This is a genomic window from Sphingopyxis sp. Geo48, from assembly GCF_949769155.1.
Classification (GTDB): Bacteria; Pseudomonadota; Alphaproteobacteria; order Sphingomonadales; family Sphingomonadaceae; genus Sphingopyxis.
In genome coordinates this window covers 480,363-505,081 of record NZ_CATKPA010000002.1, presented here as the reverse complement: position 1 = coordinate 505,081, position 24,719 = coordinate 480,363, and the positions used below count along the sequence as shown (strand labels likewise).

At 64.7% G+C, this 24,719-nt stretch carries 23 protein-coding genes and 1 tRNA gene; 8 read left to right on the top strand and 16 right to left on the bottom strand.

Translation table 11 applies throughout. The annotated features are described in order from the left end of the window. Positions 1–8: 8 nt before the first annotated feature. Positions 9–785 carry a SapC family protein gene (locus tag QOL79_RS09250; RefSeq protein ID WP_058455820.1) on the bottom strand — a complete coding sequence of 259 codons (777 nt, stop codon included), beginning with the start codon at positions 783–785 and terminating at the stop codon, positions 9–11. Between the two features lie 109 nt (positions 786–894). Further along, a complete protein-coding gene (locus QOL79_RS09245) occupies positions 895–2,319 on the bottom strand; it encodes an FAD-binding oxidoreductase (RefSeq protein ID WP_283419399.1) in 1,425 nt (474 codons plus the stop codon). Positions 2,320–2,503: 184 nt separating this feature from the next. Here QOL79_RS09245 and QOL79_RS09240 point away from each other — a divergent pair, with 184 nt between their 5' ends. Both QOL79_RS09240 and QOL79_RS09235 read left to right on the top strand, forming a co-directional pair. Continuing rightward, positions 2,504–3,034, top strand: coding sequence for a hypothetical protein (locus tag QOL79_RS09240; RefSeq protein ID WP_058455821.1), 531 nt, complete (start codon positions 2,504–2,506; stop codon positions 3,032–3,034). A gap of 113 nt (positions 3,035–3,147) precedes the next feature. After that, positions 3,148–4,512: a DEAD/DEAH box helicase gene (locus QOL79_RS09235; protein ID WP_283419398.1), complete on the top strand. Its 1,365-nt coding sequence runs from the start codon at positions 3,148–3,150 to the stop codon at positions 4,510–4,512. 768 nt (positions 4,513–5,280) lie between these two features. Here the strand turns inward: QOL79_RS09235 and QOL79_RS09230 are convergent. Beyond that, the gene (locus QOL79_RS09230) at positions 5,281–6,297 is read right to left on the bottom strand and encodes an NADP-dependent oxidoreductase (RefSeq protein ID WP_283419397.1); all 1,017 of its coding nucleotides are present in this window, start codon (positions 6,295–6,297) and stop codon (positions 5,281–5,283) included. Between the two features lie 101 nt (positions 6,298–6,398). Between QOL79_RS09230 and QOL79_RS09225 the strand changes: the two genes are divergently transcribed. Further along, positions 6,399–6,474, top strand: a tRNA-Ala gene (locus tag QOL79_RS09225). 119 nt (positions 6,475–6,593) lie between these two features. Here the strand turns inward: QOL79_RS09225 and QOL79_RS09220 are convergent. The 3 genes from QOL79_RS09220 to QOL79_RS09210 all read right to left on the bottom strand — a co-directional run bounded on the left by QOL79_RS09220 (position 6,594) and on the right by QOL79_RS09210 (position 10,807). Next, complete coding sequence (locus QOL79_RS09220) at positions 6,594–7,547, bottom strand: DUF4349 domain-containing protein (protein ID WP_082657763.1); 954 nt, start codon at positions 7,545–7,547, stop codon at positions 6,594–6,596. A gap of 29 nt (positions 7,548–7,576) precedes the next feature. Continuing rightward, a complete protein-coding gene (locus tag QOL79_RS09215; protein ID WP_283419679.1) occupies positions 7,577–9,859 on the bottom strand; it encodes an ATP-dependent helicase in 2,283 nt (760 codons plus the stop codon). Positions 9,860–9,937: 78 nt separating this feature from the next. Further along, positions 9,938–10,807, bottom strand: coding sequence for a Rossmann-like and DUF2520 domain-containing protein (locus QOL79_RS09210; RefSeq protein WP_283419396.1), 870 nt, complete (start codon positions 10,805–10,807; stop codon positions 9,938–9,940). Positions 10,808–10,917: 110 nt separating this feature from the next. On the opposite strand from QOL79_RS09210, the gene QOL79_RS09205 reads away from it, so the two are divergent. Next, entirely contained in the window at positions 10,918–12,186 is a 1,269-nt protein-coding gene (locus QOL79_RS09205) for an MFS transporter (protein ID WP_283419395.1), read from the top strand. Here the strand turns inward: QOL79_RS09205 and rsmD are convergent. Together rsmD and QOL79_RS09195 are read right to left on the bottom strand one after the other, a co-directional pair. Beyond that, entirely contained in the window at positions 12,173–12,715 is a 543-nt protein-coding gene (gene rsmD, locus QOL79_RS09200; protein ID WP_283419394.1) for a 16S rRNA (guanine(966)-N(2))-methyltransferase RsmD, read from the bottom strand. The genes QOL79_RS09205 and rsmD overlap by 14 nt on opposite strands. Then, positions 12,712–13,560 (bottom strand): pseudouridine synthase, encoded by an 849-nt coding sequence (locus QOL79_RS09195; RefSeq protein ID WP_283419393.1) that lies wholly within the window; start codon positions 13,558–13,560, stop codon positions 12,712–12,714. Before QOL79_RS09195 ends, rsmD begins: the two co-directional genes overlap by 4 nt. A 155-nt stretch (positions 13,561–13,715) precedes the next feature. Between QOL79_RS09195 and QOL79_RS09190 the strand changes: the two genes are divergently transcribed. The 4 genes from QOL79_RS09190 (at position 13,716) to QOL79_RS09175 (ending at position 17,158) form a co-directional block, all read left to right on the top strand. Then, entirely contained in the window at positions 13,716–14,153 is a 438-nt protein-coding gene (locus QOL79_RS09190; RefSeq protein ID WP_058455829.1) for a response regulator, read from the top strand. Between the two features lie 60 nt (positions 14,154–14,213). Then, complete coding sequence (locus tag QOL79_RS09185) at positions 14,214–14,957, top strand: DUF1223 domain-containing protein (RefSeq protein WP_283419392.1); 744 nt, start codon at positions 14,214–14,216, stop codon at positions 14,955–14,957. 106 nt (positions 14,958–15,063) lie between these two features. After that, positions 15,064–16,410: an AmpG family muropeptide MFS transporter gene (locus QOL79_RS09180; RefSeq protein ID WP_283419391.1), complete on the top strand. Its 1,347-nt coding sequence runs from the start codon at positions 15,064–15,066 to the stop codon at positions 16,408–16,410. Positions 16,411–16,414: 4 nt separating this feature from the next. Beyond that, positions 16,415–17,158, top strand: a complete 744-nt coding sequence (locus tag QOL79_RS09175) for a tetratricopeptide repeat protein (protein ID WP_058455832.1) — start codon at positions 16,415–16,417, stop codon at positions 17,156–17,158. Here QOL79_RS09175 and QOL79_RS09170 read toward each other — a convergent pair. The 8 genes from QOL79_RS09170 to purB all read right to left on the bottom strand — a co-directional run bounded on the left by QOL79_RS09170 (position 17,155) and on the right by purB (position 24,716). Further along, positions 17,155–18,495 carry a bifunctional folylpolyglutamate synthase/dihydrofolate synthase gene (locus QOL79_RS09170; RefSeq protein WP_283419390.1) on the bottom strand — a complete coding sequence of 447 codons (1,341 nt, stop codon included), beginning with the start codon at positions 18,493–18,495 and terminating at the stop codon, positions 17,155–17,157. The genes QOL79_RS09175 and QOL79_RS09170 overlap by 4 nt on opposite strands. A 19-nt stretch (positions 18,496–18,514) precedes the next feature. Further along, a complete protein-coding gene (gene accD, locus QOL79_RS09165; RefSeq protein ID WP_058455834.1) occupies positions 18,515–19,366 on the bottom strand; it encodes an acetyl-CoA carboxylase, carboxyltransferase subunit beta in 852 nt (283 codons plus the stop codon). Continuing rightward, positions 19,363–20,157, bottom strand: a complete 795-nt coding sequence (gene trpA / locus QOL79_RS09160) for a tryptophan synthase subunit alpha (RefSeq protein WP_283419389.1) — start codon at positions 20,155–20,157, stop codon at positions 19,363–19,365. Before trpA ends, accD begins: the two co-directional genes overlap by 4 nt. A gap of 199 nt (positions 20,158–20,356) precedes the next feature. After that, a complete protein-coding gene (gene trpB, locus QOL79_RS09155) occupies positions 20,357–21,577 on the bottom strand; it encodes a tryptophan synthase subunit beta (RefSeq protein ID WP_283419388.1) in 1,221 nt (406 codons plus the stop codon). Between the two features lie 97 nt (positions 21,578–21,674). Further along, complete coding sequence (locus QOL79_RS09150; protein ID WP_283419387.1) at positions 21,675–22,307, bottom strand: phosphoribosylanthranilate isomerase; 633 nt, start codon at positions 22,305–22,307, stop codon at positions 21,675–21,677. Between the two features lie 10 nt (positions 22,308–22,317). Then, a complete protein-coding gene (gene pyrF, locus QOL79_RS09145; RefSeq protein ID WP_058455837.1) occupies positions 22,318–22,992 on the bottom strand; it encodes an orotidine-5'-phosphate decarboxylase in 675 nt (224 codons plus the stop codon). Then, on the bottom strand, positions 22,989–23,339 hold the full coding sequence (locus QOL79_RS09140) for a lipopolysaccharide assembly protein LapA domain-containing protein (protein ID WP_058455838.1): 351 nt from the start codon (positions 23,337–23,339) through the stop codon (positions 22,989–22,991). The genes pyrF and QOL79_RS09140 overlap by 4 nt, the downstream gene beginning before the upstream one ends. A gap of 60 nt (positions 23,340–23,399) precedes the next feature. Beyond that, positions 23,400–24,716 carry an adenylosuccinate lyase gene (gene purB, locus QOL79_RS09135; protein ID WP_283419386.1) on the bottom strand — a complete coding sequence of 439 codons (1,317 nt, stop codon included), beginning with the start codon at positions 24,714–24,716 and terminating at the stop codon, positions 23,400–23,402. Between the last annotated feature and the right edge of the window lie 3 nt (positions 24,717–24,719).

The window sequence follows — 24,719 nt, the reverse complement described above, 5'->3', positions numbered from 1 at the left end:
TATGCTCCTCAGACGGCAGGAACCTGGATCAGTTCGGGAACCTTACCCGAGCGGACCTGCTCGGCAAAGATTTCGCGCATCAGCTGCAGCGAGAAGAGGTGGGCAAAGATCAGCGCGAGGATGCCATTTTGCATCATCTTGCGCAGCACGTCGCCGCGCAGTTCGCGCAGCTTGTTCTCGTCGACCATCTGGAAGCCGCGATAGATGAACGGCTTGTCATTGCCTTCGGGCTGGATCGCCACTTCGCCGTCCATCAGCAGGTCGGCCTTTTTCAGTTCTTCGACGAACATGCTGGTGCGCTGACCCGCTTCCTCGAAGGTGCGGCAGAATTCGAGCACCGAATTCACCGGCTCGGTCGGTTGACCATCGGCGAACAGCGCATCGCCTTCCTCGAACTTGCCGATCGCGGGCGAGGTCGGGTCGAAGCACAGCGACAGATCCTCGCTGTCGGGGTTGAGCCGCGCGAGCATGAAGGGATAGCGGCGGACATAGGCGGGGACATAGACCGGATTGATCAGCTTGCCCTGGTCGTCGACGAAGATGTTGACGCCCTCGTTCAGGCCCATCAGCGCCAGCGGAACCGGGTTTTCGCCGGACGAGAATACGATCGGGAAGTACCGGCTTGCCGACACGAACTCGTCCGACGTCAGCGGAATGGCGTGCTGGCCGACCAGGAACTCGGCGGTGTCGAGGCTGCGCGCATGATAATCGGTGTGATCGATGCTCGAGAGCGGAACGAGGTCCTTGTAGAAAAGCGGCAGGTTGTTTGCGGGCGCAGTGGCCATGATCGAACTCCGGCTACATGCCCCGGACCGTTCGGGGCAATGAATAATGGCGCGCCTTATTGGCCCGCGCGGCGCGGCGCAAGGGCGTTTGCATGGGATGCCCCGGCAATCAGCCGATCAGTTTCCCGGGATTGAACAGGCTCGCCGGGTCGAGGCCCGCCTTGACGGCCCTCAGCGCGTGCAACCGCGCCGGACTGTCGAGCTCGGCCAAAATGTCACGTTTCATCTGCCCGATCCCGTGTTCGGCGGAAATCGACCCGCCGAGCTCGATGACATGCAAATAGACGGCGCGGCTGAGCGCCGCTCCATGCTGGGCGAGCCAGGCCTTGCCGTCGACGCCGGCGGGCGGCTGGACATGATGGTGGATATTGCCGTCGCCGAGATGGCCGAACGACGTCGTGCGGACGCCTTGGAATTCGGCGGCAAGACGCGCCGGATTGTCGGCGATGAAGCGCGGCATCAGGTCGACCGGAACGCTGACGTCATGCTGGAGCGCGGGGCCCTCAGCGCGCTCTGCCTCCGAAATGGAATCGCGAAGCTTCCAGAAATCTTCGCTTTCGCGCTCGTTCTTCGCGATGGCGACGTCGTCGATCAGGCCGGCGTCGAGCGCCGCCGCCAAAGTCGCCTCGAGTGGAACTGCAAGCGCCACTTCATCGTCGCCAGCCAATTCGATCAGCGCGTTCCAGGGCGCCGGATCGGCGAGCGGCGCACGGGTCTGCGGAATGTGGCGCAGCACGGCGTCCAGGCTGCTTTTCGGCACGATCTCGAACCCTTCGAGCGCGTCGCCAACGCCGTCGTCGAGTTGGCGCAGCAGCGCCAGCGCGGCCTCGGGCGATTTGAGTCCGACCCACGCGGTCTGGCGCGCCGCGTTTGCGGGAATGAGATGCAGGCAAGCCGCGGTAACGATCCCCAATGTCCCCTCCGCCCCGCAAAGCAGGTGGCGCAGGTCATAACCGCGATTGTCCTTCTTCAGCGGCGCCAGTCCCTCGAAGATGCTGCCGTCGGGCAGGACGGCCTCGATCCCCGCGACAAGCGCGCGCATCGTGCCGTGGCGCAGAACCTGCGTGCCGCCGGCGTTGGTCGACACGAGCCCGCCGATCGTCGCCGATCCCTTGCCGCCGAGCGTCAACGGAAAGCGCAGACCGACGTCGAGCGCCGCATGATGAAAATTCTCCAGAACCACGCCCGCTTCGGCGACGGCCGTCCGTGCCGCTGCGTCAATCGACCGGATGCGGTTCATGCGTCGGAGGCTCAGCAGCAACTGATGTCCGCTGGCATCGGGCGTCGCGCCGCCGACCATGCCGCTGTTGCCGCCCTGGGGAACGATCGCGGCAGCCTCGGCGGCGCAGAGGCGGACGATTTCGGCCACTTCGTCGGTCGACCCGGGCAACAGCATCGCCGCAGCCTGTCCATGATATTTGCCGCGCCAGTCGGTAAGCCACGGCGCCATGGCATCGGTATCGACGCTGAAGCCCTTCGGTCCCAGCAGATCGGCCAGGGCCTGAAGCAATCGGGGGGAGGGTGGGTGGCTCACTTGCGAATATTTCCCCAAAAACGCCGTCCGGCCGCCGGTCGGGGTCGACAGCAATTCATTTGATGTTCAATCATGGCCGTTAAAGGGGCGATGGACGAAGAAAGGCTTTTCGTCCAGCATCGATGCGGGAGACGCGGGTGAACGACATCTTCGATCGGGGCGCCGGAAGGGCGGCAGTACGTTCGTGCTGACTCTTGCCGCCCTGTGGACGATGATGATGGCGCCCGTCGCCGAAGCCCCGGGACCGGCGCCGGGGCCGGAGCCCCTCTCGATCGTCTCGATACCGTCACCGGAAGATTCGACCGCGTCCTTCTGGCAAATGGTGATCGAACAGCAGATCATCATCCGCGTTCCGGCGCAGCGGTCGTCGCTCAACAATTTCTCGGCGGCACCCGCCCCCGAACTGCGGGTTCGGAAGGCTCCCGTCGAGTGGAAGGAAAAAAAGGCGCCCAAATGCATCGCGATGCGCAACATTCTGGGGATGCAGGGGGCACAGCGTGACAGCATCGACCTGATCACGCGTCAGAAACAGCGCCTTCGCGCCCAGCTCAACCGCGGTTGCCGTGCGCTCGACTTCTATGCCGGTTTTTACATGCAGGGCTCGAAAGACGGGCAGCTTTGCGAGGATCGCGACCAGATTCATGCCCGAACGGGCGCCAAGTGCGAGATCGACAAGTTTCGCCTGATGGTCCCCGTCACGAAAAGCGACGACTGATCAGCCGAATTGTCGGCCTTTTCTTGACTTTTCGCTGCTGTTTCCCCATTGGCCGCGCAGGATCGGCTGGCGTGGGACGCCGTGCTGAAACATTTTCCGGACAGTTTGACCTTATGAAATTTGCCGACCTCGGCCTTTCCGATGAACTTTTGCGCGCCGTGACGGAGTCCGGCTACGACGAGCCGACCGCGATTCAGGCGGGCGCGATCCCGTCCGTTCTGATGATGCGCGACATGATCGGCATCGCCCAGACGGGCACGGGCAAGACCGCGTCCTTCGTGCTGCCGATGATCGACATCCTGGCGCATGGCCGAGCGCGCGCGCTGATGCCGCGCTCGCTGATCCTCGAGCCGACGCGCGAACTTGCGGCTCAGGTGGCGGAAAACTTTGAAAAATACGGCAAGTACCACAAGCTGTCGATGGCGCTGCTGATTGGCGGCGTCCAGATGGGCGATCAGGTCAAGGCACTCGAAAAGGGCGTCGATGTCCTGATCGCAACGCCGGGCCGCCTGATGGACCTTTTCGAGCGCGGCAAGATCTTGCTCACCGGCTGCAACCTGCTGGTGATCGACGAAGCCGACCGGATGCTCGACATGGGTTTCATTCCGGACATCGAGAATATTTGCACCAAGCTGCCCGCGAATCGGCAGACCCTGCTCTTTTCGGCGACGATGCCGCCGCCGATCAAAAAGCTCGCCGACAAATTCCTGTCGAACCCGAAGACGATCGAGGTCGCTCGTCCCGCGAGCCGGAACGAGAATATCGAGCAGTTCGTCGTCAAGACGTCCGAACGCGGCAAGCGCGATACGCTCCGCGGCCTGATCGAGTCGGAGGACATCAGCACTGCGATCATCTTCTGCAATCGCAAGACGACGGTGCGTGAACTCGCCAAGTCGCTTCAGCGTCACGGCTACAAGGCCGGCGAAATCCATGGCGACATGGACCAGTCGAGCCGCATCGCCGAGCTTGACCGCTTCAAGGCCGGGACGATCAACATCCTCGTCGCATCGGACGTCGCGGCGCGGGGTCTCGACGTCAAGGGCGTGAGCCACGTCTTCAACTTCGACGCGCCCTGGCACCCCGACGACTATGTCCACCGCATCGGCCGCACGGGCCGCGCGGGTGCGCAGGGGCGCGCGTTCACGCTGATCACCCCGTCGGACGACGAGGCGATCGACAATATCCAGAAGCTGACGGGCTACACGATTCCGGTTCACGAGGCCGCGGGCGCCCCCGACAAGCCGGGGCGGGATGCGGAGGAACGCGAACCGCGCCGTAGCAGCCGTTCCGAGCGCGGGGCCCGCCGTCCTGCGAAGGCCGAGCAGGAGCCGCGGCGGGGCGGCGAAAAGCGTTCGCCGGCACCGAAGAGGGACGAGGGGCGCAAGCCGGCGCCTGCTCCGCGGCAGGATGACGATGGTCCCGACGACGGCTGGAACGGGCCGATGCCGGGCTTCCTGTCGGTGGGTTTCGGTAGCTGATCCGCACGCCGATTGGCGGTGCCGGCTTCTGGGCCGACATCCGCCATGCCCTTTTTAATCCGGGCGACGTGGATTTCAAAGTTCAGGAAAGTTCAGCCTCTCGCGGGCCCCGATTTGCCATGCTTCGTGGACACGCCGCTCACGGCTCCGGCCCATCTGCGCAGACGGGCTGTGATCGCGGCGTCCACATATTCAAAGAGCTGAGGGAAAGGCTGACACAGCGGAATAATGTAGGACAGCGTTATTTTGCGCGGCGAATGTCCATTTTGCGGTGGGAAGCGGACATCGTGTGAATTGAAATAATTTGGATCTACAGGTAGTGGGGTTTCAAGGATCGTCGGGGTTAAGGTATGGTCATCAGCTGGCTCACATCGTTGGCCATAGCGATAAGCTTGTTGGCCGGTTTGCATTATGCGATCTGGTGGCGCGTGTGGCTGGGCCTATCTGCAGACGATGATTCAGCAGATGGGACTCGCGTTCCCCGCCATAGTTTCAAAAGCGGCCTCTCATTACTCAAGACTATTGTGGGTATCGGCTTTTTGGTGTCATTTGTTTGGACTGCGTCCTTGACCCGAGACGGCAACATAAGAGCGCCCCATCTATTCACCTTTGCATTCCTCGTCTTTTGGAGTGGGATATGCATTGTCGAAAGTTTTCGCGATTTCCGCGCTTTTGCGAGGGCGAACCTGACGGCAAACGATCGGTCGCGATAATTCTTCGCTAGCCATTGTCCTACGTCCACCTCCGGTCGTTTCCGGACACAGGAACCTACAGTCGGACGAGCATCTTGCCGATATTCGCGCCCGAGAAGAGCCCGAGGAAAGCCTCCGGCGCCGCTTCGATTCCGTCGTGCACGGTCTCGCGCATCGTGACCGCGCCGCTGGCGATCAGGCCGCCCATGTCGGCGTAGAACTCTTCCATGCACTCGAAAAACTGGTCGGTGTAGATGAAGCCTTCCATGCGGATGCGCGCGGGGATCGAGCGGATGATATACTTCATCTCCTGCGGCTTGCCGTCATTATAGACGTCGATCATCCCGCAGATTGCGAAGCGCGCGAAATCATTGGCGACCGCAAAGGCTGCGTCGAGATGCTCGCCGCCGACATTGTCGAAATAGACATCGATCCCCGGCTTTCCGAGCTTTTCGAGTGCCGCCGCGAGTTGCGGCAGCACCGGCCCCGCCTTGTAGTCGATCACCGCGTCGGCGCCGAGATCGGTGACCCATGCGCCTTTCCCGGCGCCGCCGGCCGAGCCGATGACGGCCATTTCGCGCGCCTTGGCAATCTGGACGACTGCAGAGCCGACAGCGCCCGCCGCGGCGGAAACGAAAACCGTATCGCCCGGCTTAGCCGCCGCAACGCGGAGCAGGCCGATCCAGGCGGTGCCGCCAGTCAGGCCCATATTGTGCAGGAAGGTCTGCGGCGACATGCCGCCTGCCAGCAACTCGGCAGGCAATTTGTTCGGCATCATGTCGAGCCCGATAATCCCGCCGTCGCGCCAGCCGCCCATGTGGAGGATCAGGTCGCCGGGCACGAAGCCGTCCATCGTGCTTTCCAGCACCTCGCCGATTGCGCCGCCGGTCATCGGCTGATCGATCTGGAAACTCGCGGCGTAGCTTTTGGCGTCGTTCATCCGTCCTCGCATATAGGGGTCGACCGACAGCCACAGGTTACGGACGCGCAGTTGGTCGGCGTCGAGCGGCGCGTCGGGCAGCTCGCGGAGCGCAAAATTGTCCAGCGTCGGCAGCCCATTCGGACGACTGCTCAGATGCCATGCCCTGCTCATTGGAAATTCCCCCAATTCCCCAATTTCATTCACGCCATGCAGGCAATCGTCAGAAAAGCCGTTGCCACTGTCAAGTCATGCCGTTAAGAGCCGCCCGTCGCGGGGCCGTAGCTCAGATGGGAGAGCGCTGCAATCGCACTGCAGAGGTCAGGGGTTCGATTCCCCTCGGCTCCACCAGCGACCCTTCCCCCCGTCATTCGTCCTCCCTTGCCGCACCGACGGACGTCGCTCGCGCCTCACGCTCCTCGCCATGGGGGAAGGAACCTGATCGCGGCGAGCGATCGCCCGCCCTGCCGTCAACCGGCCGGTGGAGCCGATGATTCGTTCCGCTTGGCATTCGCGCGCATCTGCTGACGCACCGCGGTCATGAAGCGGCTGCGCCAGAAGGCCAGGGCCAGGGCGAAGAGGATGCCCCAGGGGAGAATCGCCGCGCCCAGCGTCAGGACGAAGGTGAGGGCGGTGCTGCCGCTCCGCATCAGCGTCTCGCCCGCATTGGCAAAGGGATTTTCGTGGCCGATACCCGGCAGCCCGCCGTCGCTGACATAGTTGAACGCGACGCTCGTCCACGCAATGCGGGCCTCGCCGGCGCGGCGGCTCTGACGTTCGTCGCCGATCTGGCCGCGGAGCTGACTGATCTGCGCAAGGATTTCAGCGCGCTCGGCCTTGCCAAGGCCGCCCGCTTTCAGTCGATCCTCCAGGCGGGAAATTTCGGCTTCGGAGCCTGCACTACGCTGCTGGGAAGCGAGAATTTCGGTGCCGACGTCTTCGCCCGCGACACTGGCATCGGCAAGGACACCCTCGGCCTTTTCGACGCTGGCGATCGCATTGGCGCCAAACTTGCGCGCAATGCCAGGGTCCAGTTTGAACTGAGTTTGCGCCTCGACGAGCTTTTCATCGCTGAGCTGGTATCGCACATCGACGATACGGCAGCGCTGGACGCCGAGCGTCTCGCAGGCGGCGGCATGCTCTTCCTGAACCTTCGAGATGGATTTGTCGGCAAGGCGGAAGGTGTAAGTATAGTCAAACGCCACACCGGGGGCGGCTTCGACGCCAATACGGGGGGTGCTGGCGGCGTCAGCGGAACCGCCTTCTTCGGCGACGCTTTCGGCAGCGGGGCTATCGGTCGTGGCTGCATCTTCGGCTGCCTTTTGAGAACAGCCGACCAGGGCGAGCGCCATCGTGCCCGCTAAGAGCCTATTTAGCATGCAGATTCTCCCAAAACGCGACTCGGTGATCGCAGGAGATGGCATATCATAACTGATACAGTTGACAATAGAATTCAGGCAGCGCGGACGAAGCCGTCGAGAACCTTTTTGCTGCCTGCCTGGTCGAATTCTACGTCCAGCTTGTTGCCGTCGATGTCGACGATCTCGCCATAGCCGAATTTCTCGTGGAACACGCGCATGCCGATCGCGAGGTCCGAGCGCGGTTTGGCGCCGACCGAAGCGGCGGGCCCCTTTTCGCTAGGGGGAAGGGCGCGCGGGATGGTCGATGACGACGCGACGGCACGCTGCCACGCGGGGCCGCGCGTCGTCGTCCGTGCGGGATTACTCTCTGCGACATGCGCGAAGGGGTCGCCCTGCGCCGACCAGTTGGCGCGCCACAGGCTTTGCCCGCCGCCGAAGCTGTTCTCGCTTTCGACATGTTCGGGCGGAATTTCGGCGATGAAACGGCTGGGGATGCTGCTCATCCACTGGCCGTAAATGCGGCGGTTCGCGGCATGATAGATGCTCGCGCGGTGACGCGCGCGGGTGATTGCGACATAGGCGAGGCGGCGTTCCTCTTCGAGGCTGGCGGTGCCGCCCTCGTCCATCGCGCGCTGCGAGGGAAAGACGCCATCCTCCCACCCCGCCAGAAAGACATGATCGAACTCAAGTCCTTTGGCGGCATGGATCGTCATGATCGTGACGGTCTCCGCCTGATCGTCATTGTCGCGGTCCATGACGAGGCTGACATGCTCGAGAAAGGCTTCGAGCGATTCATATTCCTCCATCGCGCGGACGAGTTCGGAAAGGTTTTCGAGGCGCCCGGCAGCCTCGGCGCTGCGGTCGGCCTGCAGCATCGCGGTATAGCCCGACTCGTCGAGGATGAGCTGGGTCAGCTCGGGGTGCGACAGCTCGTTGGCCTTGCCCTGCCAATTTCGCATCTGCGCGATGAAATTGGCGAGCTGGCGGCGGGCTTGCGGGGTCAGCTCATCGGTTTCGGTGATCCGCGAGGCCGCATGGAACAGCGGGGCTCGCTCGATCCGTGCGAACTGGTGGATGCGCGCCAATGCCTTGTCGCCGAGCCCGCGCTTGGGCACATTGACGATGCGCTCGAACGCCAGATCGTCTGCCGGCGATTGCACGAGCCGCAGATAGGCGAGGGCATCGCGGATTTCGGCGCGTTCGTAGAAACGGAACCCACCGACGATGCGGTACGGCATGCCGATCGCGATGAAGCGGTCTTCGAATTCGCGCGTCTGGAACTGCGCGCGGACGAGGATCGCGGTGCGGTCGAGGCTGACCTTGCGATGCTGGAGCGTTTCCAGTTCCTCGCCGATCCGCCGCGCCTCTTCGGGGCCGTCCCAGACACCGACGACGCGGACCTTGTCGCCCGCATCGAGCTCGGTCCACAGCGTCTTGCCGAGCCGGTCGCTGTTCTGTGCGATCAGTGCCGAGGCTGCGGCGAGGATCTGCGGCGTCGAACGGTAATTCTGTTCGAGCCGGATCACCGTCGCGCCGGGGAAGTCCTTCTCGAAGCGGAGGATGTTCGCGACCTCGGCGCCGCGCCACGAATAGATCGACTGGTCGTCGTCGCCGACGCAGCAGATATTCTTGCGCGCCTGCGCGAGCAGCCGCAGCCACAGATACTGGCTGGCGTTCGTGTCCTGATATTCGTCGACGAGCACATATTTGAAACGCTGTTGATAATGTTCGAGCACGTCGCGGTGCGTCTTGAGGATCACCAGCATGTGGAGCAGCAGATCGCCGAAATCGCAGGCGTTGAGCGTCTTCAGCCGCGCCTGATAGAGGGCGTAGAAATGCTGGCCTTTGCCATCGGCATAGGCCTCCTTGTCTGCCGCGTCGAGATCGGAGGGCGTGAGGCCGCGGTTCTTCCACTTGTCGATGAGGCCGGCAAGCTGGCGCGCCGGCCAGCGCTTCTCGTCGAGCCCTTCGGCCTGGATGAGCTGCTTGAGGACGCGAAGCTGATCATCGGTATCGAGGATATTGAAATTGCTCTGGAGTCCGACCAGTTCGGCGTGGCGCCGCAGCATCTTCGCGCAGATGCTGTGAAAGGTGCCGAGCCACGGCATCCCCTCGACCGCGTCGCCGATCATCCGTCCGATCCGCTCGCGCATCTCGCGCGCCGCCTTGTTCGTGAACGTGACCGCGAGGATTTCGGACGGCCAGGCGCGCCGCGTCGCGATGATATGCGCCAGCCGCGCGGTCAACGCGGCGGTCTTGCCCGTTCCGGCGCCGGCCAGCATCAGTACGGGGCCTTCGGTCGTCAACACGGCCTGCCGTTGGGGGGCATTGAGTCCGTGCAAATAAGGCGGATCCGAAGGGTCGGGGCGGGTCAAGTCGGGCGTCGAGGCGGGGAGGTCGGTCACGCGCGAACGATTAGGGAACAGCGGCCGCGCTGTCCAGTGCGGGGACGCTCAGGCCAGCCGGTCACGAAGAGCGGCAAGGTCGATGCCGGCGCCGGTCCGTTCGAGTTCATCGACCGTGGCGAGCGCCATCGCGCGGTAGGCGGGAAGGATCTCTGGACAATCGGTGGCAAGCGCCGCGAGATGGCCTTCGATAGTCCGCTCGTCGCCGCGCAGAAGGGGGCCCGACAGGGCATCGAAACCGCGATCGAGACCATTCTGCAGCGCCGCGCGGACCAGCGGTGCCAGTAGCGATGCCGGATCATCGACGCCCGCGCGCGCTAATGCGTGCGATGCGCCGGTGAGAAGCGTCACCAGATGGTTCGAGGCATGGCAAAGGGCGGCGTGGTACAGCATGCGCTGCGCTTCGGCGATATCGATCGATACACCGCCCAGCAGCGCAACGATGGCGCGCGCCTGCTCGGTGGCGCTTGCCGACGAGCCTGTGACCGCAAATCGCGCTTGCGCCATTTGCGCTACTTCACGCTCTGGATGGCCTGTGAAGGTCATGGCGGGGTGAATGGCGGCGGTCAGCGAACCCCGGTCACGGAGCGGATCGATGATCGCCGCGCCGCTCCGCCCGCTGACGTGAAACACGAAGGTCGAGCTGTCCGCGACCAACTCTCGCGCCAGATCCCCGACAATGGACGGGATCGCATCGTCGGAGACCGCGATGGCGATGACGTCGCAGTCGCTCGCCAGCCGGTCGAGCGACACCGCCACTTCGCTGCCGGTCGCCGCCGAGGCGGCACCGAGTTTTTCCAACGACCGACCCCACATGAGCGGTGGCTCGATCGAATGGCTCGCCAGACCGAAAGCCAACGCCTGTGCCACGCGTCCGGCGCCGATGACGCCGAACTGTTCTATGCAAGTGCCTTCCATGGCGCCGGCTTAGCGCGGACGGCGTTGCTTCGCCAATATCGATACGCCTTGCACCGCGGCCGCAAAGGCGCTCAAAGCGCGCCGGCACAGTTGGGGGAGGGGCGTGGCCCATGGATCTGACACCTTATCGGACACATCGGCGCATCCTGACCGCGAGCCTGGTTGGCACCGCGGTCGAGTTCTATGATTTCTATATTTACGGGACCGCTGCGGCGCTGGTGTTCGGGCCGCTGTTCTTTCCCACCGAATCGGCGTCCGCGCAGCTCCTGTACAGCTTCATGACCTTCGGCCTCGCCTTTTTCGCGCGTCCAGTCGGCGCCATCGTCTTCGGCCATTACGGCGACCGGATCGGGCGCAAGTCGACGCTTGTTGCATCTCTAATGCTGATGGGCGGATCGACGCTGCTGATCGCCTTTCTGCCGACCTATGCGATGGTGGGCTGGGTCGCGCCGCTGTTGCTGTGCTTGCTGCGCTTCGGGCAGGGCTTCGGACTCGGCGGCGAATGGGGCGGGGCGGCACTGCTGGCGGTGGAGAACGCCCCACCGGGCTGGCGCTCGCGGTTCGGCATGTTTCCGCAGCTTGGCGCGCCGGTGGGATTCATCGCGGCAAACGGGCTGTTCCTGCTGCTCGGGCTCGGCCTCAGCGATGCGGACTTTGCAAACTGGGGCTGGCGAATCCCGTTCCTGTTTTCCGCGCTGCTGGTCGGGCTCGGCCTGTGGGTCCGCCTCAAGATCGGCGAAACGCCTGCCTTTGCCGAAGCGATCGAGCGGGACGCGCCGGTCAGCGTGCCGCTCGGCGAACTGTTCCGCCACCATCTGATCGCGACGCTGGCGGGAACCTTCGCGGTCGTCGCCTGCTTTGCGATCTTCTATCTCGCGACCAGCTTTGCGCTTGCGCATGGCACCAGCAAACTCGGCTATCCGAAGGAGCAATTCCTGCTGATTCAGCTGGGCGCGATCCTGTTCATGGCGGCGGGGATCGTGTTCGCGGGTTATCGGAGCGATGCGTCGAGCGCGCAGCGCGTGCTGAGCCGGGGATGCGGCGCAACAATTCTCATCGGTTTTCTGTTCGGTCCGTCGCTCGCGTCGGGAAGCTGGCTGATCATCTTTCTGGGACTCGCCGCCGCGCTGTTCGTGATGGGGCTTGTCTATGGCCCACTCGGGAGCTGGCTGACCGAGCTGTTTCCCGTCCACGTCCGCTATACGGGCGCCTCGGTCGCGTTCAACGCGGGCGGCATCCTGGGCGGCGCGATGGCGCCGATTGTTGCGCAGGCGCTCGCCGAATGGCGGGGTACGCCCGTGGTCGGGCTTTACCTGGCGCTCGCGGGGCTGGTGAGCTGGCTGGGCCTGCTGATGGTCCGTCGGCCTAAGCCGGCCTGAGCAGCGTCAGTTTCGCCTTGCCGACCTTGCGTATCGCATCGATTGCAAACCCGGCGACCTCGACGGCTTCCTTATCGGCGGTTTCGATCGAGATCAGGCTGTCTGCGCCGACCCAACCAAGCCGGTTCAGCTTGTCGAGAGCGACGCTGCCCGCGCCGGTGCCATAGGGCGCATCGAACAGCAGCAGGTCGAAGGTACGCGGCGCGGGCCCAACGGCCAGAACCGAACCGGCACGCACGTCGGCGCGGGGCGCCGCGCCAAGCGCCGCAAGATTCTGTCTGAGCGCGTCGATGGCCTCGCGGTCCTGTTCGCCGAACACACAATGCGCCGCGCCACGCGACAGCGCTTCGATACCGAGCGCGCCCGATCCTGCGAACAGATCGGCGACATGCAGCCCCTCGAAGCTGCCAAGGCGGCTCGCCAGCATCGAGAAAAGCGTTTCGCGCGTGCGGTCCGCGGTGGGGCGCGTCGCATCGTTTTTCGGCGCGAGCAGCTTGCGGCCGCGCCATCCGCCCGAAATCACCCTCATTTGTCGAGGCGCCGCCGGAACTGAAACAGCTCGTCGCGCGGGACGATTTCGACCTGTCCGACGTCAAGGTCGGCGATGGCGAACTGGCCGTACCGCGTACGGATCAGGCGACTGACCTGCAGCCGGAGATGTTCGAGGACGCGGCGCACTTCGCGGTTCTTGCCCTCGGTGAGCGTCAGCTCGATCCACTGGTTGCGTCCGGTGCGGCGTTCGAGATTGGCGTCGATCTTGCCATAGCGGATGCCGTCGATCTCGATGCCCATGACCAGCTCTTCGAGCTGCTCCTGACTGATGTCGCCGAACGCGCGCGCGCGATAGGTGCGCTCGACCCCGCTCGCCGGCAGCTCGAGCTGGCGTTTGAACTCACCGTCGTTGGTCAGCAGCAACAGCCCCTCGGTATTATAGTCGAGGCGGCCGACCGGCATGAGTCGCGGGAGGCCCTTCGGCAGGATGTCGTAGATCGTCTTGCGCCCCTTGGGATCGCGCGCCGCGGTGAGGCAGCCCGACGGCTTGTGAAAGCGATAAAGGCGCGTCGAGACGGGCTTGGCGACCGGGTTGCCGTCGACGGTCAGCCCTTCGAGCGATGCCAACAGCGGCGCAGGCTGCACGATGACGTCGCCGTTGAGCGCGATCCGGCCCTCTTCGATCATCCGTTCGACGTCGCGGCGCGAGCCGACGCCGGCGCGGGCGAGCAGCTTGGCAATGCGCTGCGGCCCGTCCTCGCGCTCGGGCTCGGCTTTCAGCTTGCGCGGCGGGGCGTCGGCGCGCGCGGCGCGGCGACCGCGGGGGGCATCGGTCCTTGCGGCCGAACGGGGCGCGGAGCGGGGTGGGCGGCGGTCATTCATGGGAACGGGGACTGCTTTCTTGGCGTTTCAGGCCATGTAACTGTGGCTTTGTGATCACGCTCATAGCCGGAAAAGTGTCGCTTCGTCGATGGCAAGCAGAAGCGATCTTGCAGGACGGGGCGGAGCGAGTCATGGCGACCTTAAAGGGAGTTTTTATGCTCTTCGCGTCCCGCCCTACGTGCATCAAGCGCCTTCTGGTCATCGAGGATGATCCGCTGACGGCGTTCGACAACGAGCATACGCTGAAGCACAGCGGTTATGACGTCGTTGCGACGGTCGATTCGGGCGAAGCGGCGGTCGCGGTGATCGCCTCCGAACAGATCGATGCGCTGGTCCTGGACCTCAGCCTCGCCGGGCATATGAGCGGCCGCGAAGTCGCCCGCATCGCGCGCGACCGCGGCATCGCGGTGCTGCTTGTCACCGGCCAATGCCCTGTCGATGCCGAGGAGATGGCGGTCGCCTGCCTTGGTAAACCGCACAGCGCCGCCGCGCTTGTGTCCGCGCTGAAGGCTGTCGAGACGATGACCTGCAAAAACAAGACCCCGCGCAAGGTGAGCGGACTGACGACTTTCTGGCGGCCGCAGGCGGCGTAACCGAGACGCGCCAAGGAACGAACCCGCCCTGACAGTCTTCGGGACCGACAGGGGTCGAGTATGAAATATTCACATATCGCTGCCTTTTCGACGATGGCTATCGCGGCCGCCGTTGCGGGCGTCTGGTCCGCGCATGCCGACTCGACCAAGCCCGGCTTCGTCGCGACCCGCCCGGTGCTAGTCGAACTGTTTACCTCACAGGGCTGCTCTTCGTGCCCGCCTGCCGACCGACTGCTCGAAAAGCTGGACGGCGAGGGGGCGGTCGTGGCGGTCAGCCGCCCGGTGACCTATTGGGATCGGCTTGGCTGGAAGGACACGCTGGCGAGCCCCGCGAACGACCTTTTGCAGCGCCGCTATGCCGCACGCGGGCTGCCCGGCGGCGGGGTCTACACGCCGGAGGCGGTGGTCCAGGGCCGGGCCGCGGCCGTTGGATCCGACGAGCGCGCGCTGCGCCAACTGATCGCATCGTCAGCGCGCCGGGCGGGGGCGATCGAGCTCGCGCAATCGGGTGATCGCGTCGCGGCATCGCGGGCGCAGACGGGCGTCGAACTGCACTTCCTGGCGATTGCCCGCCGCGCGAGTGTCCCGGTCGGCAGTGGCGAAAATAGCGCACGTCGGCTGACTTATTCGAACGTGGTGCTCGACGAGATAGTGGTGCCCTGCGCGCGCGATGCCGCGTGCGCATCCTCAATTCCCGTCAGCATCGCGAACCGCCGCGGCGCCGATCGCTGGGTAGCGGTGCTGCAGGACCTCGACGGCGGAACCGTGCGCGCCGTGCGCTGGATCAGGCGAAGCGCCAAATAGTCGCTTCCAATTTGGCCCCGACCCATTAGGCGTTGGCGCTTCGGGCCGTACATCCATCCGGATGAGCGCAGGTCGAGCATCCGACGGATGCAGGGGGAGAGCCGGGTTGCAGCCAGATACGACGACACCGCCGCCGCAGGGCTGGTGGGACAGCATCCGGCCTTATTTCGAGCGCGCCCCGCTGGCCGCCTTCCTTCTGGGCCTGTCGTCGGGCTTTCCCTATGCGATGATCGGCGCGACGCTGACGACCCGACTGGCCCAGGACGGGATCGACAAGAAGACGGTGACGGCTTTTACCCTGGCCTTCCTGGTCTATAATCTGAAGCCGCTCTGGTCGTGGATCGTCGATGGCGTCCGGCTGCCGGGGCTGGGCGCGCTCGGCCAGCGTGTTTCGTGGATGATCCTGGCCGCGGTGCTGGTGATGGCGGCGGTTGCGAATCTTGCCCTGCAGGAGCCGATGGCCGACATCTACCAGACGGCGATCGCCGCCATTCTCGTGGGTTTGGCGGGCGCGACCTTCGATATCGTCATCGATGCGTATCGCATCGAGATTCTCAAGCCCGAACAGCTCGGGATCGGTTCGGGGATGAGCCAGTACGGCTGGCGTATCGGGTCGGCGGGCGCCGGCGCCCTTGCGCTCTTTCTGGCTGCGCGCTTCGGCTGGCAGCCCGCCTATCTCGCCTGCGCGCTCTTTGCTTTGCCCGCGGTCATCGCCGTGCTGTGGCTGGGCGAACCCGACCGGCATCGCGATCCCGCCCAGCGCAAGGGGGGGAGCGCGATCTTCCAATCGATTATCGGCCCTTTCACCGAATTTTTCCAGCGGCAGGGCGCGTTGCTCGTGCTGCTGTTCATCCTCGTGCACAAGATCGGCGACACGCTTGCCAATCTCACCTTCCGCCTGCTCTTCGACGACCTGGGCTATACCAACGACGAGATCGCGATCTATGACGTCGGGATCGGCTTCTGGGCCTATCTGATCGGCATCTTCGTCGGCGGTATCATGTATGCGCGCATGGGTATGAAACGATCGGTGCTCGTCAGCCTGATCCTGATGGCGGTATCGAATTTCAGTTTCGCGCTCCTCGCGGCGACGGGAAAGAGCAACTTCGGTATGGCCGGTGCGATAGGTTTCGAGAATTTTGCGAGCGGTATCGGCGGCGTTGTCGTGGTCGCCTATTTCTCGGCACTCTGCGACCTTCGCTTCACGGCAGCGCACTATGCGCTGATCTCGTCGGCGGCGAGTATCGTCGGACGCTTCGTCACCGGCACGACAGCTGGCGGCCTCATCGAAACCTTCGGCTACGTGCAATTCTATCTGCTCACGACCGTCGCGGCGGTGCCGGGCGTTCTGCTCTTCTGGTGGATGATGCGGACCGGGCTGGTCGACCTGTCGGTCGGCTCGGCGGGCAAGGCCGAGGGCAGCGAAGAAAAACCACTCAAACCCGTGGGTTGAGATCGTGCACTTTCTGTTGCTCTCGATCGCGTTGCAATTGCTCTGCATCGTTCATGTGTTCCGCACCGGGCGCAATACTGCGTGGATCATGGCAATCGCCTTTCTTCCGATGGTCGGTATGCTCGCCTATTTCATCGTCGAAATCCTGCCCGGCCTGCGGCACGACCGACGCGTTCGCGATGTCCGAACGAAGGTCGCCGACAAGATGGATCCCGAGAGGCGCGTGCGGGCTGCGAATGATGCAGTCGAATTCAGCAATACGGCGGGCAACCGCCTTGAACTTGGCGACGCGCTGATGGTGCGCGGGCGGTATGACGAAGCTCTGAAGCAGTTTCGCGAGGCCGAACGGCTGTCTCCGCACGTCGATCGGGCAATCGGAATGCGGATAGCCGAAGCGGCTTACGAAGCCGGACGTTTCAGCGAGGCGCTGGCAGCAATCGACAGGCTGCCGGAGACGATCTCGCAGACCGAGCTCGACCGGCGAACGCTGCTGCGCGCGAAGGTCGCCGAAGCCGATGACCGTCCACATGACGCGCTACCGCTCTATCGCGATATCGTCGAGCGCGTACCCGGCGACGAAGTACGTTGCCGCATTGCGGCGCTATTGATCGCTCAAGGTGACCGGCGCGGGGCCCGGGCCCTGTTACAAGAGGTCGAGCAGCGAATGAAGCGCACCCCGCCGGTGACGCTGAAGGCCGAAGCGGCGATGTACGACTGGGCCAAACGGACGCTTGCCGAACTGCGCTAGGCGGGTGGCTCGTCGTTGAGATCGAGCACGACGCCGCCGAGATAGAGCGATCCGCAGATCAGCACGTCGCCCGCGGGACGACGCTCGGCGATGTGGCGCAGCGCCGCGCTCACGTCGTCGCACGGCTGCGCGTCGACGACACCGAGGTCCGACTGAACCCATTGGCACAGATTCTTGGGATCGTGATGCTCGTGCCCGGGGATCGGAACGGCCTGAAACGATGCGATATGGTCGGCAAAGGGGCTGAGAAAGCCCATTGCGTCCTTGTTGCGGAGCAGGCCGCAGACGATGTGGAACGGCAACCGACCCCCCATCGCACGCGCCAGCGCGGCCCCCGCGTCGGGATTGTGCCCGCCGTCGAGCCATATTTCGCGGCTACCGGGGACGAGCGCGGTCAGCGGTCCGGGTCCGAGCTTTTGCATCCGTCCGGGCCAGAAAGCGGCCGACACGCCAGACGCGATATCGGCTTCGCCCGGACGTGGGCCGGGGGCGATATGGAGCATCGCGATGGCCAGCCCGGCATTGCGCATCTGATGCAGGCCCGCCATCCTTGGCTCGAGAGCCTCGGTGATCGACCCCGAGTTCGATTGCCACCGAAAACCGCTGCCCTCGGGCTCGATCGCCCAGCCATCGCCTTCGGAAAACAAAGTGCCGCCGACCGCGGCGGCGCGCTCGCCGACCAGCTTCATGACGGCGTCGGGGTAGCGAAGCGTGGCCAGGGCGGAACCCGGCTTGAAGATGCCGGTCTTTTCCCATGCGATGCGCTTTATGGCGTCCGTTGGGACACCATCTTCCGGCGCAAGCAGGAATGCCTCGTGATCGATACCGAGCGATGCAATGCCGCAGACGGCGGGCGCGGGGATGATATTGGTGGCGTCGAGGCGGCCGCCGAGGCCGACTTCGATGATGCAATCGTCCGCCGGAACGCGCGAGAAAGCGAGAAAGGCGGCCGCGGTCGTGACCTCGAAGAAGCTCGCCTGCAGCCCCTCGGCCATGTCGAGCACCTCGGCGAGCAACGGCGCGAGCAGCGCATCGTCGATCAGGGTCCCGGCAAGGCGGATGCGCTCGTTGAAGCGGACGAGATGCGGGCTGGTGTAGGCGTGGACGCGGCGCCCCTGCGCCTCAAGGATCGCGCGGAGGAAGGCGCAGGTCGACCCCTTGCCGTTGGTGCCCGCGACATGGAAGGTCCGCGGCAACCGGTTCTGGGGATCCCCGAGCCGGCGGCAGAGCTCCGCAATGCGTTCGAGGCCCAGGATATCGCGGCCCGGCGACAACGCGCCAAGGCGGTCCAGCTGCGCCTGAACCGCCGGGTCGTCGGAACGGGCGAAGTCAGCCATCGGAAGGGCCGCTTGAGGCTCAGGCCGCCTTTTCGGGCGCCAGATAGCCGATCAGGCGGCCGAGCGTTTCGGGCAGGTCCTTGCGGTGGACGACCATGTCGATCATCCCGTGGTCGAGCAGATATTCGGCGCGCTGGAATCCCTCGGGCAGCTTTTCGCGGATCGTATTCTCGATCACGCGCTGGCCGGCGAAGCCGATCAGGGCGTTGGGTTCACTGATCTGGATGTCGCCGAGCATCGCATAGCTGGCGGTCACACCGCCGGTCGTGGGATCGGTCAGCAGCACGATATAGGGCAGGCCCGCCCGGCGGAGCCGCTGGAGCGCGACGGTCGCGCGCGGCATCTGCATCAGCGAGAGCGTGCCTTCCTGCATTCGCGCGCCGCCGGCCGCGGTGATCGCGATATAGGGAACACGGCGCTTGATCGCCTGTTCGACGCCCGTGACAAAGGCTTCGCCGACCGCGACCCCCATCGATCCGCCCATGAAGGCGAAATCCTGAACCCCGATCACGGCTCCCTTGCCCGAAATGCGCCCGAACGCGTTCTTGTATGCGTCGCGGTCGCCGGTCTGCGCGCGCGCCGCCTTGATGCGGTCGACGTATTTCTTGGTGTCGCGAAACTTCAGCGGATCCTCGGGCGCAGGCGGCGAGGCGATCGGTTCGTGAACGCCACCGTCGAACAACTGCGCAAAGCGCTCTTTCGCGCCGATGCGGTCGTGATGGTCGCAGCGCGGGCAGACGTTCAGATTGTCTTCCCATTCCTTGACGAACACCATCTGCTGGCACTGGCGGCATTTGTGCCAGAGATTGTCGGCGGTGTCGCGCTTGGCGGTGAAGGGCAAGGCGTTGCGAACGCGGTCGAGCCAGCTCATGCGGCGATCTCCTTTGCGCCGCGGATAGCATCGGCGAGCGAGCGGGTGAAGGCCTCGACATGCGGCGCCGCGGCGTCGCCATGCTCGGCGATGATGTCGATGAACGCCGACCCGACGACGACGCCATCGGCGACGCGCGCGATCGCCGCGGCCTGATCGGGTGTGCGGACGCCGAAGCCGACCGCAACGGGCAGGTCGGTGGCGGCCTTGAGCCGCGCGACGGCTTCGTCGATGCTCGCCTGTGCGGCCTGTTGCTGGCCGGTGATCCCGGCGACCGAGACATAATAGAGGAAGCCGCCCGCGCCATCGAGCACTGCGGGCAGCCGTGCGGTGTCGGTCGTCGGAGTAGCGAGGCGGATGAGGTCGACCCCGGCGGCGCGCAGCGCGGGGCCGAGTTCGGGATCTTCCTCGGCGGGAACATCGACGCAGATCACGCCATCGACACCCGCCTTGGCGCATTCTCCGGCGAACCAGTCGCCGCCGCGGATGGTCATCGGATTGGCATAGCCCATCAGGACGAGCGGGGTGTCGGGGTGACGCTGGCGGAAAGCGGCGGCCTGTCCGAAGATGTCGGCTGTGGACGTGCCCTTAGCGAGACTGCGCAGATTTGCCTGCTGGATCGCCGGGCCATCAGCCATCGGATCGGTGAAGGGCATGCCAAGCTCGATCACATCGGCACCCCCCGCGACGAGCGCGTCAAGGTTCGCGGCGGTGTCTCCGTCGCCCGCGGTGATGAAGGCGACGAGCGCGGGGTGGGGTTTGGTGAAGGTGGCGGCGAAGCGGGTGCTCATTCCCCCTCTCCCTTTGGGGGAGAGGGTTGCGCAGACTTGCGAGCTTGCTCGCTAGTCGTAGCTGGGTGAGGGGTATGCGATCGCTGCGCGATCGCGCGAGCCAGAGGCTCGCTCACCCTCATCCAACTGCGCCTAGGCGGCTGCGCCGCCAAGGCTTCGTATCCTTCTCCCTTCAAGGGAGAAGGGTTTGCATGGGAGCTCACAGCTTCACCCCCAACGCATCCGCCACGGTGATGATGTCCTTGTCGCCGCGGCCCGAGCAGTTGACGATGATGAGCTTGTCCTTGCCCAGCGTCGGCGCGATGCGTTCGGCGGCGGCGATCGCGTGGGCGCTTTCGAGCGCGGGGATGATGCCTTCGAGCTTGGTCAGCTTCTGGAAGCTCGCGAGCGCCTCGGCGTCGGTGACGGGTTCGTAGCGGACGCGGCCGATTTCGTGGAGCCAGCTATGCTCGGGGCCGATCCCCGGATAGTCGAGCCCCGCCGAGATGCTATGCGCCTCGGTGATCTGGCCGTCCTCGTCCTGCAGCAGATAGGTCTTGTTGCCGTGGAGGATGCCCGGCTTGCCGCCCGCCAGGCTGGCGGCATGCTTGCCTTCCAGACCTTCGCCGGCGGCTTCGACCCCGATGATCTCGACTTCGGCGTCATCCAAGAAGGGATGGAACAGCCCGATCGCGTTCGATCCCCCGCCGACAGGAGCGATCAGCATGTCGGGTAGGCGGCCTTCGGCTTCGAGTATCTGTTCACGGGCTTCGTCGCCGATCACCGACTGGAAATCGCGAACAAGCTCGGGATAGGGGTGCGGCCCCGCGACGGTGCCGATGATGTAGAAGGTATCGTGGACGTTCGCGACCCAGTGGCGCAGCGCCTCGTTCATTGCATCCTTCAGCGTCTTGGCGCCGCTCTCGACCGCGACGACTTCGGCGCCGAGCAATTTCATGCGGAACACGTTCGGCTGCTGCCGCGCGACGTCGACGGCGCCCATGAAGATGGTGCAGGGCAGGCCGAACAGCGCGGCGACGGTCGCGGTCGCGACGCCGTGCTGGCCGGCGCCGGTCTCGGCGATGATCTTTGTCTTGCCCATCCGCTTCGCGAGCAGGATCTGACCGATGCAATTGTTGATCTTGTGCGCGCCGGTGTGGTTGAGATCCTCGCGCTTCAAATAGATCTTCGCGCCGCCGAGGTGTTCGGTCAGCCGCTCGGCAAACCACAGCGGGCTCGGGCGACCGACATAATGCTTCAGCAGATGGTCAAACTCGGCCTTGAACGCCGGGTCGGCCTGTGCGGCGCGATAATGGCGTTCGAGGTCGAGGATCAGCGGCATCAGCGTTTCAGCGACATAGCGGCCGCCGAACTGGCCGAAATGGCCGCGCTCGTCGGGTCCGGTGCGAAAGCTGTTCGGGAGGGTCGTGGTCTCAGTCATGATCATTTCCATCGGCAAGGTTGGGGCACGCGCTTCGAGATAGTCTCAAGCGATCAGCGCCATCGTTTGCCGATAGCCGTGACGGAGGCGAACCGTGTCAACATGCGGCGACCGCTTTAAGGAAAGCGGCGATCTTGTCCACATCCTTGATGCCCGGCGCACTTTCGACACCCGATGAAACATCGACGAGCGGCGCGCCGGTCTCGGCGATCGCCTGCCCGACATTCGCGGGCGTCAGGCCGCCCGCGACACCCCAGTCGATTGCATGGCGATGATTTTTGAGCAGCGACCAGTCGAAACGCGTCCCGGTACCGCCCGGAAGCGATGCGGCAGGAGCGTCGTAGAGAATACGATCGGCGGCGCCTTCATATTGCCGGACACGCTCCAGCGTCCCGGCATCCCTCAGTCCCACGGCTTTCCAGACCTCCGCGGGTACAAGTCTTTTCACCCGCGCGAGCCATTCGGGCGTCTCGTTGCCGTGGAACTGGACGATGTCCGGGCGGACCTTGCTGAGCGCGTCACCGGTCAATTGCTGCGAGGCATTGACCAGCAGCAGCGCGACCTTGACCTTGCCCTGCGCACGCTGACGCAGTTCGGCCGCGAGATCGAGCGCAACATGGCGCGGACTCGGTTCATAATGGACAAGGCCGATGTGGGTCGCGCCGAGACGGATGGCGGCATCGACCGTTTCGGGCGTCGACAGCCCGCAAATCTTCACCAACGGTGGCATGGAATACTTTCTAGAGCGTGGCTTCGATCTCGCGCGCGGCGAGATCGGGGTCGGCCGACTGGCTGATCGGGCGGCCGACTACAAGGATCGAGGCGCCATCCGACATGGCCTGGGCGGGCGTGACAACCCGTTTCTGGTCGCCGACCTTGCCATTCGCCGGGCGGACGCCAGGGACGACGAAGAAACCGCCGGGCCAGACCTTGCGCGCCAGCTTCACCTCGCGGCCCGAGCAAACGATGCCGTCGAGCCCGGATTCGCGCGCAAGCTTGGCCAGACGGACGACCTGATCGTCGGGAGCTCCAACAACGCCTATATCTTCAAGGTCGGGCGCATCGAGGCTGGTGAGGACGGTCACCGCGACAACCTTCGTGTTGAGACCCGCCACCGCCTTGGCCTCTTCCATCATCGCGCGGCCACCGGCGGCGTGAACGGTCAGGATCGCGGCTTCGAGCGGCCGCAGCGCCTGGATCGCCTTGGCCACGGTGTTCGGAATGTCATGCAGCTTGAGGTCGAGGAAGATCGGCAGGCCGAATTTCGCCATTTCGTGCACGCCGTGATGGCCGTTGGCGCAGAAGAATTCGAGCCCCAACTTGAGCCCGCCGACATGATGCCGCACCTTTTGCGCCAGCGTCAGCGCGGCATCGAGATGCGGGGTGTCGATGGCAAGATAGATGGGGGAGGTCATGGAATATCCAGTGGCAGGGTTGGGGAATTGGTGCCGCCCGCGGGCGGCGTCGCCGCAGGGGCGGGCGCCGACGCCGGCTCGACCGGTCGATTGGCGAGTGCACGCAAGTCCGAAAGCTGCCGTTCGCTCGTGTCGAGTCGACGCTTCATCGACCAGCGCGTGGTGCGAAGCGCGATCCACATCGGCACGCTACCGATCAGGAAGGAGACCAGCACGACCAAAGGAAGTTTCGTCTCCGCTTCCCAACCGGGCCAGATCGTGACCGTAACGACGCGCCAGTTCGCCATCGCAAATATCACCAGCACCGCGGTCAGCAGAACCCAGATGATCGTCCGCAACGTCCCCATTCGCTTCGCTCCTCCGCAGGCTGGCCTCGACCCTATGACAGATTTGCGAGCGTTTCCAGCCTATGCCTTGCCGAAAACGCGATCGAAGATCGTGTCGACCTGCTTCATGTGATAGCCGAGATCGAACAATTCGGTGAGTTGTTCGGCCGACAGGCGTGCCATCACATCCGCATCGGCCTTGAGCAGTTCGAGCAGCGAAAGCTGTCCGTCCGATTCCCAGACCTTCATCGCGTTGCGCTGGACGAGTGCGTAGCTGTCCTCGCGGCTCGCGCCCGCCTGCGTCAGCGCGAGCAGGACGCGCTGCGAATGGACGAGGCCGCCCATGCGGTCGAGATTCTTCTGCATCCGCTCGGGATAGACGAGCAGCTTGTCGACGACGCCGGTCAGGCGCGCGAGCGCGAAGTCGAGTGTGATAGTCGCGTCGGGGCCGATGAAGCGCTCGACCGACGAATGGCTGATATCGCGCTCGTGCCACAGCGCGACATTCTCCATCGCGGGGATGACGGCGCTGCGGACCATGCGCGCAAGGCCGGTCAGATTTTCGGTCAGCACCGGGTTGCGCTTGTGCGGCATTGCGGACGAGCCCTTCTGGCCCGGCGAGAAATATTCCTCGGCCTCGAGCACTTCGGTGCGCTGGAGGTGGCGGACCTCGATCGCCAGACGCTCGATCGACGAAGCGATGACGCCGAGCACGGCGAAGAACATCGCGTGACGATCGCGGGGGATGACCTGCGTCGAGACCGGCTCGATCGCGAGGCCAAGCTTCGCCGCGACATGCGCCTCGACGCGCGGGTCGATGTTCGCGAAGGTGCCGACGGCGCCCGAGATGGCGCAGGTCGCGATCTCGGCGCGCGCGGCGACGAGGCGGGCTTTGCAGCGCGAGAATTCGGCATAGGCCTCGGCGAGCTTCAGCCCGAAGGTGACGGGTTCGGCGTGGATGCCGTGGCTACGGCCGATCGTCGGCGTGAGCTTGTGCTCGTAGGCGCGGCGCTTGATCGCCTCGAGCAGCGCGTCGAGGTCGGCGAGCAGGAGGTCGGCCGCCTGGCTGAGTTGCACCGCGAGGCAGGTGTCGAGCACATCGCTCGACGTCATGCCCTGATGCATGAAGCGTGCTTCATCGCCGACATTTTCGGCGACCCACGTAAGGAAGGCAATCACATCATGCTTGGTGACGGCCTCGATCGCGTCGATCGCCTCGACGTCGATTTTCGGATTGGTGGCCCACCATTCCCACAAGGCCTTGGCGGCCGATTTCGGAACGGTTCCCAGCTCGGCAAGCGCGTCGGTGGCATGCGCTTCGATCTCGAACCAGATGCGAAAACGATTCTCGGGCGACCATATAGCCGTCATGTCGGGCCGAGCGTAACGCGGAACCATTGA